At 58.7% G+C, this 13,107-nt stretch carries 17 protein-coding genes and 1 tRNA gene; 10 read left to right on the top strand and 8 right to left on the bottom strand.

Going from position 1 to position 13,107, the window contains the following annotated elements:
- Positions 1 to 27 precede the first annotated feature (27 nt).
- From rpmI to IFT57_RS00985, 7 genes are all read left to right on the top strand, one after another.
- A complete protein-coding gene (rpmI, locus tag IFT57_RS01015; protein WP_002553160.1) occupies positions 28 to 222 on the top strand; it encodes a 50S ribosomal protein L35 in 195 nt (64 codons plus the stop codon).
- Positions 223 to 249: 27 nt separating this feature from the next.
- Entirely contained in the window at positions 250 to 606 is a 357-nt protein-coding gene (gene rplT / locus IFT57_RS01010; RefSeq protein WP_043188388.1) for a 50S ribosomal protein L20, read from the top strand.
- A gap of 109 nt (positions 607 to 715) precedes the next feature.
- Positions 716 to 1,732, top strand: coding sequence for a phenylalanine--tRNA ligase subunit alpha (gene pheS, locus IFT57_RS01005; RefSeq protein ID WP_122478722.1), 1,017 nt, complete (start codon positions 716 to 718; stop codon positions 1,730 to 1,732).
- Positions 1,733 to 1,759: 27 nt separating this feature from the next.
- Positions 1,760 to 4,138: a phenylalanine--tRNA ligase subunit beta gene (pheT, locus tag IFT57_RS01000; RefSeq protein ID WP_192149996.1), complete on the top strand. Its 2,379-nt coding sequence runs from the start codon at positions 1,760 to 1,762 to the stop codon at positions 4,136 to 4,138.
- A gap of 3 nt (positions 4,139 to 4,141) precedes the next feature.
- Positions 4,142 to 4,444, top strand: a complete 303-nt coding sequence (ihfA, locus tag IFT57_RS00995) for an integration host factor subunit alpha (protein ID WP_002553164.1) — start codon at positions 4,142 to 4,144, stop codon at positions 4,442 to 4,444.
- Positions 4,425 to 4,781: a MerR family transcriptional regulator gene (locus IFT57_RS00990; RefSeq protein WP_043188397.1), complete on the top strand. Its 357-nt coding sequence runs from the start codon at positions 4,425 to 4,427 to the stop codon at positions 4,779 to 4,781. The genes ihfA and IFT57_RS00990 overlap by 20 nt, the downstream gene beginning before the upstream one ends.
- Positions 4,782 to 4,870: 89 nt before the next feature.
- A tRNA-Pro gene (locus tag IFT57_RS00985) sits at positions 4,871 to 4,947 on the top strand.
- Positions 4,948 to 5,028: 81 nt separating this feature from the next.
- On the opposite strand, the gene IFT57_RS00980 is transcribed toward IFT57_RS00985, so the two are convergent.
- The 5 genes from IFT57_RS00980 to IFT57_RS00965 form a co-directional block, all read right to left on the bottom strand.
- A complete protein-coding gene (locus IFT57_RS00980; RefSeq protein WP_244657244.1) occupies positions 5,029 to 6,180 on the bottom strand; it encodes a tyrosine-type recombinase/integrase in 1,152 nt (383 codons plus the stop codon).
- Positions 6,081 to 6,494, bottom strand: coding sequence for a helix-turn-helix transcriptional regulator (locus tag IFT57_RS26905; protein WP_244657228.1), 414 nt, complete (start codon positions 6,492 to 6,494; stop codon positions 6,081 to 6,083). The genes IFT57_RS00980 and IFT57_RS26905 overlap by 100 nt, the downstream gene beginning before the upstream one ends.
- Before the next feature lie 411 nt (positions 6,495 to 6,905).
- A complete protein-coding gene (locus tag IFT57_RS00975; protein WP_192149993.1) occupies positions 6,906 to 7,136 on the bottom strand; it encodes a hypothetical protein in 231 nt (76 codons plus the stop codon).
- The gene (locus IFT57_RS00970; RefSeq protein WP_192149991.1) at positions 7,133 to 7,816 is read right to left on the bottom strand and encodes a hypothetical protein; all 684 of its coding nucleotides are present in this window, start codon (positions 7,814 to 7,816) and stop codon (positions 7,133 to 7,135) included. The genes IFT57_RS00975 and IFT57_RS00970 overlap by 4 nt, the downstream gene beginning before the upstream one ends.
- A 154-nt stretch (positions 7,817 to 7,970) precedes the next feature.
- The gene (locus IFT57_RS00965; protein ID WP_192149989.1) at positions 7,971 to 10,040 is read right to left on the bottom strand and encodes a DNA cytosine methyltransferase; all 2,070 of its coding nucleotides are present in this window, start codon (positions 10,038 to 10,040) and stop codon (positions 7,971 to 7,973) included.
- Between the two features lie 48 nt (positions 10,041 to 10,088).
- On the opposite strand from IFT57_RS00965, the gene IFT57_RS00960 reads away from it, so the two are divergent.
- Both IFT57_RS00960 and IFT57_RS00955 read left to right on the top strand, forming a co-directional pair.
- Positions 10,089 to 10,862, top strand: coding sequence for a hypothetical protein (locus IFT57_RS00960; RefSeq protein WP_192149987.1), 774 nt, complete (start codon positions 10,089 to 10,091; stop codon positions 10,860 to 10,862).
- A 263-nt stretch (positions 10,863 to 11,125) separates the two neighbouring features.
- Entirely contained in the window at positions 11,126 to 11,515 is a 390-nt protein-coding gene (locus IFT57_RS00955) for a hypothetical protein (RefSeq protein WP_192149985.1), read from the top strand.
- A gap of 164 nt (positions 11,516 to 11,679) precedes the next feature.
- Here IFT57_RS00955 and IFT57_RS00950 read toward each other — a convergent pair whose 3' ends face one another.
- Positions 11,680 to 11,976 (bottom strand): hypothetical protein, encoded by a 297-nt coding sequence (locus IFT57_RS00950; RefSeq protein WP_192149983.1) that lies wholly within the window; start codon positions 11,974 to 11,976, stop codon positions 11,680 to 11,682.
- Positions 11,977 to 12,085: 109 nt separating this feature from the next.
- Here IFT57_RS00950 and IFT57_RS00945 point away from each other — a divergent pair, with 109 nt between their 5' ends.
- Entirely contained in the window at positions 12,086 to 12,334 is a 249-nt protein-coding gene (locus IFT57_RS00945; RefSeq protein WP_192149981.1) for a hypothetical protein, read from the top strand.
- Here the strand turns inward: IFT57_RS00945 and IFT57_RS00940 are convergent.
- Both IFT57_RS00940 and IFT57_RS00935 read right to left on the bottom strand, forming a co-directional pair.
- On the bottom strand, positions 12,325 to 12,651 hold the full coding sequence (locus IFT57_RS00940; RefSeq protein ID WP_192149979.1) for a hypothetical protein: 327 nt from the start codon (positions 12,649 to 12,651) through the stop codon (positions 12,325 to 12,327). The genes IFT57_RS00945 and IFT57_RS00940 overlap by 10 nt on opposite strands.
- Complete coding sequence (locus IFT57_RS00935; RefSeq protein WP_192149977.1) at positions 12,651 to 13,061, bottom strand: DUF7740 domain-containing protein; 411 nt, start codon at positions 13,059 to 13,061, stop codon at positions 12,651 to 12,653. The genes IFT57_RS00940 and IFT57_RS00935 overlap by 1 nt, the downstream gene beginning before the upstream one ends.
- Positions 13,062 to 13,107 lie beyond the last annotated feature (46 nt).

The following is a 13,107-nucleotide window of genomic DNA, read 5'->3' as shown; positions in this document are numbered from 1 at the left end:
TATCAATTGAATGTGGAGTACCCGAACATGCCAAAGATGAAAACCAAAAGTGGTGCAGCTAAGCGGTTCTTGAAAACCGCTAACGGCATCAAGCACAAGCACGCTTTCAAGAGCCACATCCTGACCAAAATGTCGACCAAGCGTAAGCGTCAACTGCGCGGTAGCAGCTTGCTGCATCCGTCTGACGTGGCAAAAGTCGAGCGCATGCTGCGCCTTCGTTAATTTCGGTCAAAGATAGAGGACTAACTCATGGCTCGTGTTAAGCGTGGCGTCATTGCCCGTAAGCGTCACAAGAAAATTCTGAAACTGGCTAAAGGCTACTACGGCGCTCGTTCGCGCGTATTCCGTGTTGCCAAGCAAGCGGTAATCAAGGCAGGCCAATACGCCTACCGTGACCGTCGTCAGAAAAAACGTCAGTTCCGCGCCCTGTGGATCGCTCGTATCAACGCCGGTGCTCGTGTTAACGGTCTGTCCTACAGCCGTTTCATCGCTGGCCTGAAGAAAGCGTCCATCGAGATCGACCGCAAGGTTCTGGCTGATCTGGCAGTGAACGAAAAAGCGGCGTTTGCTGCGATTGTCGAGAAAGCTAAAGCCTCGCTGGCCTAAGTACCCCGACAATCACCTCAGCCTGCCGTCGGCGGGCTTGGGTGTTAAACGTCATGAATAGGGGAAGAGCCTTCAAGCTCTTCCCCTATTTCGTATCTGGAGTCTGTACATGGAAAACCTGGATGCGCTGGTCTCTCAAGCTTTGGAGGCCGTGCAACACGCTGAAGACATCAATGCCCTGGAGCAGATCCGGGTTCAATTCCTTGGCAAGAAAGGCGAACTGACCCAGGTGATGAAGACCTTGGGCAACATGCCTGCCGATGAGCGGCCCAAAGTGGGCGCGCTGATCAACGAAGCCAAGGAACGTGTCACAGATGTCCTCAATGCGCGCAAGACGGCTTTCGAAGAAGCCGAACTGAGTGCCAAGCTCGCCGCCGAGCAGATCGACGTCACCTTGCCTGGCCGTGGCCAGACCACTGGCGGCCTGCATCCGGTCACCCGGACGCTGGAGCGTATCGAGCAGTTTTTCACCCATATCGGCTACGGCATCGCCGAAGGCCCTGAGGTGGAAGACGATTACCACAACTTCGAAGCGCTCAACATCCCAGGCCATCACCCGGCCCGTGCGATGCATGACACCTTCTATTTCAATGCAAACATGTTGCTGCGCACCCACACCTCACCGGTGCAGGCGCGGACCATGGAGTCGCAACAGCCGCCGATCCGGGTCGTCTGCCCAGGCCGGGTCTATCGCTGCGACTCGGATATCACCCACTCGCCGATGTTTCATCAGGTCGAGGGGTTGCTGATCGACCGCGACATCAACTTCGCGGACTTGAAAGGCACCATCGAGGAATTCCTGCGGGTGTTCTTCGAAAAAGAGCTGGCGGTACGCTTCCGCCCCTCGTTCTTCCCCTTCACCGAGCCTTCGGCTGAAGTCGATATCCAATGCGTGATGTGCAGCGGTAAGGGCTGCCGAGTCTGCAAGCAGACCGGCTGGCTGGAAGTGCTGGGCTGCGGCATGGTGCACCCGAACGTGCTGCGCATGTCGGGTATCGACCCCGAAGAGTTCCAGGGTTTTGCTTTCGGCATGGGCGCAGAACGTCTGGCCATGCTGCGTTACGGCGTCAACGACTTGCGCCTGTTCTTCGACAACGACTTGCGGTTCCTCGCGCAATTTCGCTAGCCGTAACGAATCTTTCAGGAGAGCAGGATGAAATTCAGTGAACAATGGCTGCGCGGCTGGGTAAGCCCGCAGGCCTCGCGAGACGAGCTGGTTGCACGTCTGTCGATGGCAGGTCTGGAAGTGGACAGTGTGACCCTGGCCGCAGGTGAGTTCAGCGGCGTGGTGGTGGGTGAAGTGCTTGCCACCGAGCAGCACCCGGACGCCGACAAACTGCGCGTGTGTCAGGTCAGCGATGGCAGCGAAACCTTTCAGGTGGTTTGCGGTGCGCCGAACGTGCGCCCCGGCCTGAAGATTCCGTTCGCCAAGCTCGGCGCCCAGTTGCCGGGCGATTTCAAGATCAAGAAAGCCAAGCTGCGCGGCGTCGAGTCCAACGGCATGCTCTGCTCGCAGTCCGAGCTGCAGGTTGGCGAAGGCAATGACGGCCTGATGGAGCTGCCGGCAGATGCTCCAGCGGGTGAGGATTTCCGGGTGTACCTGGGCTTGGACGATGCCAGCATCGAGGTCGACCTGACGCCCAACCGCGGCGATTGCCTGTCGCTGGCAGGCCTGGCGCGGGAAGTGGGCGCGCTCTATGCCGCGCCTGTGACCCGTCCGGAAATCGCCGCAGTAGCCCCGGTCAGCGCCGACGTGCTGGCAGTGGACGTGTCGGCGCCTGCCGCCTGCCCGCGCTTCCTCGGCCGTGTGGTGCGCAACGTCGACCTGTCCAGGGCCACCCCGCTGTGGATGGTCGAACGTCTGCGCCGCAGCGAAGTGCGCAGCATCGATGCCGCGGTAGACATCACCAACTACGTGATGATCGAGCTGGGCCAGCCGATGCATGCCTACGACCTTGCCGAAATCGACGGCGGCATCCGTGTGCGCATGGCCGAGGAGGGCGAGAAGATCACCCTGCTCGACGGTCAGGAAGTTGCACTGCGCGGCGACACGCTGGTCATTGCCGACCACGCGCGCCTGCTGGGCATCGCTGGCGTCATGGGCGGCGAGAACAGCGGCGTGACCGCCAAGACCCGCGACGTGTTCCTCGAGGCGGCGTTTTTCGAACCGATCTCGGTGGCCGGCAAGGCCCGCTCGTACGGGCTGCACACCGACGCGTCCCATCGTTTCGAGCGTGGTGTCGATTCGAACCTGGCCCGTGAAGCGATGGAGCGTGCGACCGCGCTATTGCTGGAAATCGCCGGCGGCGAACCGGGTCCGATCGTCGAACACGTCAGCCAGGAACATCTCCCGCAGATTGCGCCGATCACCTTGCGTGCCGAGCGGGTCAGCCAGATGCTGGGCCTGGAGATGGGCAGCCGCGAAATCGAAGGGCTGCTGACCGGCCTGGGCCTGGGTGTCACGGCCAGCGGGGAAGGGCAGTGGTCCGTGGAAGTGCCGAGCCATCGCTTCGATATCAGCCTGGAAGTCGATCTGATCGAGGAACTGGCGCGTCTCTATGGCTACAACCGCCTGCCCGTGCGCTACCCGCAAGCGCGGCTGGCGCCTCAGGCCGCCCCCGAGGCACGTTCCGACCTGCCGGCCTTGCGCCGCCTGCTGGTTGCCCGTGGTTACCAGGAAGCTATCACCTACAGCTTCATCGATCCCAAGCTGTTCGAACTGTTCAGCCCTGGCGTCGAGCCGCTGCTGCTGGCCAACCCGATCTCGGCCGACATGGCAGCCATGCGCTCGTCGCTGTGGCCAGGCCTGGTCAAGGCCCTGCAGCACAACCTCAATCGCCAACAGGATCGCGTGCGCCTGTTCGAGAGCGGCCTGCGTTTCGTAGGTCAGCTCGAGGGCTTGAAGCAGGAGCCCATGCTGGCTGGCGTGGTCTGCGGCAGTCGCTTGCCCGAAGGCTGGGCGCAGGGTCGCGAGACTGTGGACTTCTTCGACGTCAAGGCCGACGTGGAAGCTGTGCTCGGCTTCGCCGGTGCGCTGGATGCCTTCACCTTCGTTCCGGGGCAGCATCCCGCCTTGCATCCTGGCCAGACCGCGCGGATCGAGCGCGATGGTCAGTTGGTCGGTTATCTGGGCGCATTGCACCCGGAACTGGTGAAGTCGCTGGGTCTGGATCGCGCTGTCTTCGTCTTCGAGCTGGTGCTTGCCGAAGTGTCCGAAGGTCGTCTGCCGAAATTCCAGGAGCTGTCGCGCTTCCCCGAAGTGCGCCGCGACCTGGCGCTGCTGGCGGACCGGGACGTTGCCGCCAGCGCAGTGCTCGCGGTCATTCGCGAGAACGCAGGGGAATGGCTTACGGACCTCAGGCTGTTTGACGTCTACCAGGGTAAAGGCATTGATCCTCATAGAAAAAGCCTGGCTGTTGGCTTGACCTGGCAGCATCCATCGCGCACTCTTAATGACGATGAGGTGAATGCCACGACTCAAACAATCCTCACCTCGCTCGAACAAAGGTTGAACGCCACGTTAAGGAAGTAGCGCATGGGGGCTTTGACGAAAGCTGAAATGGCGGAACGTCTTTATGAAGAGTTGGGCCTGAACAAACGAGAGGCCAAGGAATTGGTCGAGCTTTTCTTCGAAGAAATCAGGCACGCTCTTGAAGACAACGAGCAGGTCAAATTGTCCGGTTTTGGCAATTTTGACCTTCGGGACAAACGCCAGCGGCCTGGCCGCAATCCGAAAACCGGTGAAGAAATCCCGATCACGGCTCGCCGCGTGGTCACCTTTCGTCCAGGGCAGAAGTTGAAAGCCCGAGTTGAGGCCTATGCTGGAACCAAGTCATAACGACGAGCTCCCGCCCATTCCCGGCAAGCGCTACTTCACCATCGGTGAAGTGAGCGACTTGTGCGCCGTCAAGCCACATGTGCTGCGGTACTGGGAGCAGGAGTTTCCTCAACTCAACCCCGTGAAGCGTCGCGGAAACCGTCGGTATTACCAGCGCCAGGACGTGCTGATGATCCGCCAGATCCGCGCGCTGCTGTACGACCAGGGCTTCACCATCGGCGGCGCGCGTCTGCGCCTGTCCGGCGACGAGGCCAAGGATGACACTACGCAGTACAAGCAACTGATCCGCCAGACGATCTCCGAGCTCGAAGATGTGCTGAGTGTCCTCAAGAAGTGAATTTCTGGAAAAGAATACTTCCATAATTCAAATGCTTAAGGTATATTTCTCGACGTTCTCAGAGGTTCTGGAACAGCTTTACGCTCGGTCGGGGCGTAGCGCAGCCCGGTAGCGCACTTGCATGGGGTGCAAGGGGTCGAGTGTTCGAATCACTCCGTCCCGACCATTTATTTCAATGACTTAGCCACCTTCGGGTGGCTTTGTTGTTTATGCCATAGTGACTTTTCAAGTGACCTTGGCTTTTTGCTCAACCCTGCCTCCTTTTCAGAATCGTCAGCGCTGGTGCGCGCGAGTCGGTTACTGATACCTTGTTTGCCGCGGTAATGAGCTGATCCAACTCTGCTGCCGAGTAGTGGCTGGTAATGCTTCCGTTCTTGTGTCCCAGCAAAGCCTTGCGATCCTCTTCGGTCACGCCTGCTGCACGTAGCCTTCTGCCAAAGGTGTGCTTCAGGTCGTGAACTCGAATCCTGGTGAACCCGTCATGGGCTTTGCGTATATGGGTTTCAAGCCACTTCTTCGTTGCCCTGATGCGGGCGCGCTTCCATGCTGAGTCGTTCATGCGGTTGATGGTGGTGCCCACGCCATGCTCGTCTGGTTTGCCAAACGGGAAGACGTGCTTGGCGTGCTGACCGCGCTGTTTTTCAATGATCGACTTGGCCACATCGTTGAGCACCACCAGGCGCTCGTCGCGATTCTTAACTCCCGCCTTCTCACTCCTCCCGCCAAACCCCGCCGGTATCAGGAACACGCTCGTTTCCAGCTCAGGTACCGCAATCTCCCAATCCCACTGAAGCTTGCACACCTCTTGCTCACGACAGCCGGTGTTGACCTTGAACATTCCCATAATCTGCAGGTGCTCGGGCAACTGCGAAAACAGGATCGTTTGCTCCTCCCAGGACAGTGGGTAGGGCTTGCGTGCCGACGTCCGCTCATCCAGCAGAGAGATCATCGGTACGGTATCAAGCCAGGGTCGCTTTTGTTCGTCGCGCCACTTCCGCGCACACAGGTTCAGAACGCGGATGACGCGCTGAAGGGCAATGTTCACTGTCCTGTTCGTAACCGGGCGCCCCTTGAGCGGATTCAGCTTCGACTTTATGTAGGGCGCCAGCGCATCGTCATCAATGTGCGTGATCGGCATATCGCCTATGAACGGGTCGAGCTGCGCCATGTACGTTGCCGAGATGTGAATGGACGGTTGATCCTTCACCTCCATCAAGAACTTGATAGACGCCTCCCGCCAGGTGCGCACATCCCGAACCCCGTATATCTTCCGCTCCCGGCGCTTTTCCAGCAGGTGAATCAGGTACTGCTCAGCTTCTGCCCGGTCACGAGTGCCAGTACTCTCTTGAATTCGCTCTCCTCGGTATTTCTTGTCGATTTTCCAGATGCCGCTCGGCATTTGCTGGAGGCCAGAGATTGCTTTTTGGGCCATGCCGTTGCTCCTTTACCCCGGCCATGACGCTCGCTGCGGGGCTGATTGTTGTCCTGAACTGGGGTTTTATCAATGGCCTTGGCCTGGATGTAGGCATCGGCCCACTCATCCAACTCATGCCGGTCAAAGGCGATGCCCTGCTTGCCAATCGGGAATTCCCGAACATGGGGCCGGACGGTCTTGTCGAACTCGGCCCGACACATGCCTAGGTAACCGGCGGCGTCGCGGGCACGGATAAACCGGGGTGAGATAGCCGCCTGTGCAGCTGTGGCGTTCGCCATAGGTACTGCTCCGTGCCGCGCTTGGCGGCAGAAGAGGTTAAAGGTTTCGAAGTTCTTTTCGCTGCTCCGGTGATTGAGCGGGATAACCGAAGTGAAAACGCCGCTTGCCCGTGTAACCGCACTCGCTGCATCCTGACGACGGGCCGCAACTGCAGCCACCCTCACATCCGCAACTGCATCCGCTACAAGCCAGCGTCACAACGCCTTCCTCTTCGACCTCGCCTTCATCTGTGATCCAGTACTTACGCCGGCGATCAAGCCTGAAGCCTGCTAACGCTTCAGCCTGCTCATATGTTGCAGGCTCTACTCGAAATCCGTGTTCCGCGCCTGGATCTGCGACTGATCGCATTACTTTTGGCATGCAGAAATCTCCGCCCGCCGATCACCGGCAGGCTGCATAGATGGGAGGGGTTAGCGTTTTTCGAGGGTGGTGCTCACGGCCTCGACGATGATCGGGCCGATGATCCTTGTGTTCGCGATGTGGTCTTTGAAAACCTTGTTCAGGCGACCAATCGCGGCTTCGCGTGCCTGGTCGTGAACTTGACCCGTAGTGCAGTCGGGGCCCCAAGATCCCAGGCTTGATAATTCCAGGGTGACCGTCACCTTTGCGCCGGTGCTTGTTCTCGCGCGTTGTTTGCTCATGGCGTCACCCGCTTGAACTCGACCGCCCACACCCACGGGTTGGCATCCCAGGCAGTCGGACCGTTGATTGACGACCACAACAGCTCGAAAGATTTGCGGGGATCAGCGCTGTAGGTCTCCTTTCCTTCGACGTGGTACCAGTCGCCGAGCGCTGCATGATCGGCGTAGAGCCTCACACCTTCGGCCATGGCCTGCTTATCGCTGATGGCCTGCAGTCGCTCGACCCGCACATCGGTTATCTCGAGCAAGATGCGGCACGCCGCGCGCGGCATGTGAATGCTGGGCTTCCACTTGATGCCGTAATCTTTGCGCGCCTCTTCCGCATAAGATCCTGGGGGGCAATCAGCGGCATATGCGTATCGCTGCAATGGCCCTTCGGGATCTGGCCGGTGCTCAATGCCAGTTCCGCGAAGGTCGGTGAACGTCTCGCGCACCCAAAGCCGGTCGCCTGGCTGGCCGAAGGGGCAGAAGTCCGTGTAGTACCCGATGCTGTTCGGATGCAGCGGGCCTTCGCTTGGCAATTCATGACACTCGCCAAGCTGAACTCCGTAGCCGATGTTCTTCAACGCTTGCGCATTCAGCGCCCGGCGCGTGACTGTCTTCCGGCCATCCAGGATGGCGCGCACCATCGTGGCCGAGAACAGGATCGGGCGTTCCTTGATTTGATTTTCCATGGACATAGCTCCGCCACACCGCTACAGCGGCTGACTTTGAATTGAGGGGGTAGGGGTTACTTGGCGATGACGTCGGCGCTTGCGATGAAGCGGCCGAGGATCATGCCTGCAGGAAGTTGCAGGCAGAGCCACACGATGACGCATTGGGCAATGATGATGGTCATGCTGCTACTGCCTCCCGCGCCGCGGCGCGCCATGGATCGTTTGCTCGGGCAAGTGCGGCCATTGGCGGTGGGCTGACGCTGTTGCCGCACATGTGCACCTGCTCTGTCTTCGTGAACTTCCGGCCGTCGGCGCCCTTGTCGATGATGTAGTCAGCGGGGAAGCCCTGGGCGCGGTACAGCTCGTGCGGCTGCAGCATGCGCAGGCAGATGTCGACGATCACATAGGGGGTGCCTTTGACCATGACGGTTACCAGGGCGAGCCGATCCTTGGTCGTGATCGTCGGCGCCGGGCTGCTGCAGCCGCTGACGTTCTCCGTGCCGTAGTAGCTGATCAGGAACGCCGCAACGCGCAGCGCGCCTTCTTCATGCTCGGGCGACAGCTTCAGCTCCACCAGCGAGCTCTTGCCGCCACCGCCGGCTGTGATCGTCGGTGCCGGTCCGTCGATAGCCTGGCCGACGCTGGCGCCGAACTGGCGCTCCATGAAAGCGGTGACCAGTCCGTGGTGAGTGCCGCCGGCGCTGATAGTGTGAAGTGGGTCGGCGGTGTCACGCGCATCGCAGTTGCCGCGCAGGTGCACCAGGTTGGCGGTTACCAGCTGCTGCTGGCTTCCGGTATTGGTGACTGTGGTCATGGGCTCGTCCATGGGCTTGGCATCGGTGGTGTTGAATCCGCCGTTCATTTGGGCCATGACTGCCGTGCACACGCCCATGGCGTGCGCGGAGCCGGCCGGGCGCTGGTAGTTGCCGCCGCTGGTGATGGTTGGCAGAGGCTCATCGAGCGCTTTGCCGGCATCGTCAAATCGAAACTTCACAAGGTGAGCCGCGGCGATTGCATGGCCGCCGGATGCAGTGACGGTACCGAGAGGTTCCGCAGCTTCCTTGGTGCCCTGGCCCCATCGCTGGACGCCGCCCGGCTTGCCTTCACCATGTGCTACGGTGACCATCACAGGGCTGATCAATGTCAGCTCGCCCCGGTTGGCGCACGTCACAGTTGGCAGCGGCTGGCCTGGATCGTTTATCCGGTCGCTACCCTGATGCGTTGCTGGCGCGATGATAGGGCTGGCCATGGCGAATGATCCCCCGCGTGGCCACGACGTCACCGTGCGCAGCGGCTCATGAGCAGACTGGGCGAGCTCGCCGGACCAGTTCGCGATCGGCACGATGAAAGGGCTGGGGCTGTCTATCACGAACTTCTTCATGCCCTTGGCTACGCGTCGCAGGGTGGCCGGGGCCAGGTCCTTCTTGCGGCCGAAGATGCTTTTGCTCGGCACCGACCAATCGATGCAGTCTGCGGCGGTACGCCACTTCAGCTGGCCCTTGGCGGGCTTGCGAGCGTGCGTTGGCTCTGGCCACACGATGGGCTGGCCATCGCACCGGGCGATCATGAACAACCGCTCTCGGCTGGTGGGCGCCCCGAAGTCGCAGGCCTTGATGACCCGCCACTCGACGGCGTAGCCCATGCCTTCCAGCAGTGCGACGAATCGGCGCCAGGTCGTGCCGCGGCGTTTTGGGTCGGGCACCAGGAACTGCAGGTGCACAGGTACTACTTCGCCCGGCGCGGCGACCTGGCCGCCCAGCTTCATCACCCGCCCGGTGACTTTGTCACGCTTTGCGATCAGCGGGCCCCACTGCAGGATCTGCTTCACGTTCTCCAGGCTGATGACGCGTGGGCGCTTCTTGCCGGCCCACTTCAAACCGATCCACGAAAGGTTACGGATCTCGCGCTTGCGCGGCTGGCCACCGGCCGCCTGGCTGTGATGGGTGCAGTCGGGGCTCATGTGGAACCAGCCCACGGCGCGGCCGCCGGATTCCTCGTCAGGATCACCCTCGAACACGTCGGTGGTGTAGTGGCGAGCAGCCGGGTGGTTGACGGTGTGCATGCTGATCGCTGCGGGGTTGTGGTTCTTGGCCACGGTCACCGCGCGACCCAGACCCATCTCCAGCCCGGTACCGGCGCCGCCACCCCCACAGAAGAAGTCCACCACGATCTCGTCGTCTATCGGGCAAAAGCCGAGGCTGTATTGGGTATTGAAGTCGAACTGGTGTTTCTTTTGGTGTGCGGACATACGAAGCCTATCTGGATAGCGTGATTGGTTGAATTGAGATAGATTGGCGTGATTATTTTGGATGGAACCGATATGAGGCGATTTAGATTCTGGTGCGAAGAAACAACTGATTGGTGGGCCGCTCAGAAAGTCGAATGGTATGCCGCTCATGGGACAGTTATTTATATAGGCATTATCATTTTGGTTGTGGCTGCGAAACTTGACGAATTGCTCCAGCTTAAGTTGAACGAATTGGGGGATTTCTTAGCCGGTGCTTTTGGGCCAGTAGCATTTCTATGGCTTGTCTTGGGGTTTCTACAGCAAGGCCGAGAGCTTAAGCTAAGCTCTGACGCGCTGCGTCTTCAAGCCGAGGAAGTTGCCAAATCAGTAAAGCAACAAGCCTCTTTGGCTGAGGCTCAGCAGCGAAGTCTCGAAAACTATGAGAGATCATTAGAGCCTCTTCTGCAACTTGAATATTTGGGGCCGACTAATTACCTCGAGGTGGGTGATGTCTTAGTGGCAGAAAGATTCTTGCTTGAGAATAAAGGGAGCTACTGCGAACATGTCTTCGCCCAGGCGTTGATCAAAGATGAGGAGGTTGTTAGCGTCAGGCTCAGTCCGTTGTCAAAAGGTGAGTCCAAAGAATTTATGTTAAAAGATGTTTTTCCTATTCATGAAGATTGTGAGATACAAATCCACTATACTAAGTCTAGCGGTTTGTCAGGCAGGCAAAGTTTTTTTGTTTATAGATATCCAGTTGAGAATAAAACACGAATCCAAATAATCAAGAGAACCTTTGAAAATAGCATGCCGGGTGTTCCACCGGTTTTCTTTCCTTCTTGATCCCAGTCTGATCGCTAGTTTGGCCGCAGTAAAAATTTCTTAGTCAGGGAGCATGGTTCGATAAGCTAAGTCAATGAGGCAATGCAGTGATCCTAGATGCCAGCAGTAATCAAGCATGGGCATTTCTCGCCTCTTGGCGCATCTGGCGATTTCTATAGAAGGCGCCGTCTAATGCTTTTCTTGGCAGCGGGAAAAGAAAAGATAGCTGTCAAGCTTTCAAAAAGTTGGCCGATAAGTACCTTATCATAAAGGAGGCTTGACCAATGCGACGAAAAGCAACCAGTGAAAGAGAACTTGCTGACGCTATTAACAGTGGCGCAGACGAAATCGAAATTGAAGGCGATTTGTGCGCGAAGGTTGTCAAGATAAAAGCCAAAGGGAAAGTCGCCTGGCTGATTGCATTCGGCGCGTTGTCCATAGCAGCTGGATCCGCGATAGCAGCCTTCAAGATTCATAACGCCAAAGCTAAAGCTGCTGCTGCAAGTGGAACGCTTTTACTTGGATCAATCCCGGCGGTCTCCCTAGGACCGGTAGTGGCTACAAGTGCAATAAAAATAGCAACCTTTGCTGGCCGTACCTCTGCACTTAACGAACTACGCGAATACAAGATTAAAGAGAGAAACGCGGAATTTTTGATTTTGGCTCGGAAGTAATCGGATCAACCACCCCATTCGCGTGATGTTGCTGAAATATAAGCGCGCTCTTCCGTTGGAAATCCAGGGCCACAGAACGCGTGCGTACATATTTATGGCGCAATACTTTCTGTCTGCCGAGGCGTTCAGAGTGATAGGTCAAGATAGGGGGAAGGGCAACCGAATCAGACGCCGGGGCGGCCTTTGAACGCGAGCCAGATGTAGTGACGGCCTTTGGCGGTGACCTTGATCTTGCTGGTCTGCTTGTTCCAACTGATCAGGCGCAGCTCGTCGAGGATGGTGGTTAGCGTGTGGCCCTGGTGCCAGCCGGCCAGAGCCTTGATGCAGCCTTGGGCGAGCAGACCGCGAAAGTCGGTATGGCCGAAATTAGTGCCGTCGAAAACGGCTTGCATCTGGTTGTCAGACACAAGGTCGATAACAGCCCTCACGTCTGGGTCGCGCCGGTAGCACTTGTGGGTCATGGCAATCTCCATTGCAGGCGCCGCCCTCCGATATCTCGGTGAGTGGCAAATAGGGGTGGGTTTGGGGTATAGATGATGGCCGGCATGAGGCCAAATCAAGGAGCTATGTATGACCCGAATATCGTTCGAAGGGCGGCCAAACAAATTTGTCTACCGCGACGTCAAGTACCGAATCACAAGCATCATCGCCGCCGACGGAAAAGTAGTTCGCGTCAATGTCGATGCTCAGTTCAATGAAGAGCAAGGCGAAGTCCGAATCAAATCCCTTCAGAGCGGCTGGGATAACGAGGAGAGCGCGATAGCTGCAGGGCATGAAACCGCCGAGAGAATAATTGACGATCACCTCGCTCAGCCCTGAGGGGCTAGGACCTCGTCGCCTGGCTCCCTCAGCAGCTCCCGCCGAGTTTCGCTATCGAACCGCTTGCGCCACGATTCCTTAATCTTCAAATCGTGGCGCGGCATGAGTGCTTCCCGGGCCGCTTCAGGCCCCAGAGAGTGGATATACCGGATTGCCAGGGTCATCACTGACGCTTGCTGGCTGTCTTCGGTCCACTCCATCAGCTTTTTCAGCTGATCCCGCGTTCCTTTCATGCACCAGAGCCGCAGTTCCTCCTCTCTGCGCGCCGCCCGGTTATTCGCAGTCACTTCCGATCGCTCTTTTGTATCCATCGCCATCACGCCGCCTCCTGCGCTTGTTCCTCTGGCAGGTAGTTGTCCAGCGCCTGCCACACGATCTGATGCGGCGCCTTGGACATTGCGGCCATGGCCACGATCTTCTTCACGCCTGCGTCCTTGGCGCGGTTACCGGAACTGGCCAGCAACTCGCGCAAAACGCCGGCGGAAGGGTGAAGGTGCGCGGCCAGCGCCATGTGCACCAGCACGTCCAGGCCATCCAGCGGCCGACTTCCAGCGCGCCACCACATGTGCGGCTTGCCCACGGCGCCGCGCTCGCGGCAGGCCTTGCCCTGGGCCTCAAGTTCGGCCAGGTCTGCGCGGGCCTGTTGAATCGTCATGCCGGCCGCATCCGCCAGCTTCTGCGCCGTCATTCCTGCGGCCTGGGTGAGGTAACGCCATAGTGGGGTCATGTTGAATGCCACTCGGTGGGAGGTTGTAGTTGTGGGCGCGGCGCCG

It is taken from the genome of Pseudomonas sp. CFBP 13719 (assembly GCF_014842095.1).
Taxonomy (GTDB): Bacteria; Pseudomonadota; Gammaproteobacteria; order Pseudomonadales; family Pseudomonadaceae; genus Aquipseudomonas.
This window is presented reverse-complemented; position numbering and strand designations above follow the sequence as displayed.

Excerpts from the sequence above, each read along its gene's own strand:
- pheT (WP_192149996.1), top strand. The coding sequence starts at position 1,760 with ATGAAATTCAGTGAACAATGGCTGCGCGGCTGGGTAAGCCCGCAGGCC.
- IFT57_RS00940 (WP_192149979.1), bottom strand. The coding sequence starts at position 12,651 with ATGGCGATGGATACAAAAGAGCGATCGGAAGTGACTGCGAATAACCGG.
- pheS (WP_122478722.1), top strand. The coding sequence starts at position 716 with ATGGAAAACCTGGATGCGCTGGTCTCTCAAGCTTTGGAGGCCGTGCAA.
- IFT57_RS00980 (WP_244657244.1), bottom strand. The coding sequence starts at position 6,180 with ATGCCGAGCGGCATCTGGAAAATCGACAAGAAATACCGAGGAGAGCGA.
- rpmI (WP_002553160.1), top strand. The coding sequence starts at position 28 with ATGCCAAAGATGAAAACCAAAAGTGGTGCAGCTAAGCGGTTCTTGAAA.
- IFT57_RS00950 (WP_192149983.1), bottom strand. The coding sequence starts at position 11,976 with ATGACCCACAAGTGCTACCGGCGCGACCCAGACGTGAGGGCTGTTATC.
- rplT (WP_043188388.1), top strand. The coding sequence starts at position 250 with ATGGCTCGTGTTAAGCGTGGCGTCATTGCCCGTAAGCGTCACAAGAAA.
- IFT57_RS00965 (WP_192149989.1), bottom strand. The coding sequence starts at position 10,040 with ATGTCCGCACACCAAAAGAAACACCAGTTCGACTTCAATACCCAATAC.
- IFT57_RS00975 (WP_192149993.1), bottom strand. The coding sequence starts at position 7,136 with ATGAGCAAACAACGCGCGAGAACAAGCACCGGCGCAAAGGTGACGGTC.
- IFT57_RS26905 (WP_244657228.1), bottom strand. The coding sequence starts at position 6,494 with ATGGCGAACGCCACAGCTGCACAGGCGGCTATCTCACCCCGGTTTATC.
- IFT57_RS00945 (WP_192149981.1), top strand. The coding sequence starts at position 12,086 with ATGACCCGAATATCGTTCGAAGGGCGGCCAAACAAATTTGTCTACCGC.
- IFT57_RS00935 (WP_192149977.1), bottom strand. The coding sequence starts at position 13,061 with ATGACCCCACTATGGCGTTACCTCACCCAGGCCGCAGGAATGACGGCG.
- IFT57_RS00970 (WP_192149991.1), bottom strand. The coding sequence starts at position 7,816 with ATGTCCATGGAAAATCAAATCAAGGAACGCCCGATCCTGTTCTCGGCC.
- IFT57_RS00990 (WP_043188397.1), top strand. The coding sequence starts at position 4,425 with ATGCTGGAACCAAGTCATAACGACGAGCTCCCGCCCATTCCCGGCAAG.
- IFT57_RS00955 (WP_192149985.1), top strand. The coding sequence starts at position 11,126 with ATGCGACGAAAAGCAACCAGTGAAAGAGAACTTGCTGACGCTATTAAC.
- ihfA (WP_002553164.1), top strand. The coding sequence starts at position 4,142 with ATGGGGGCTTTGACGAAAGCTGAAATGGCGGAACGTCTTTATGAAGAG.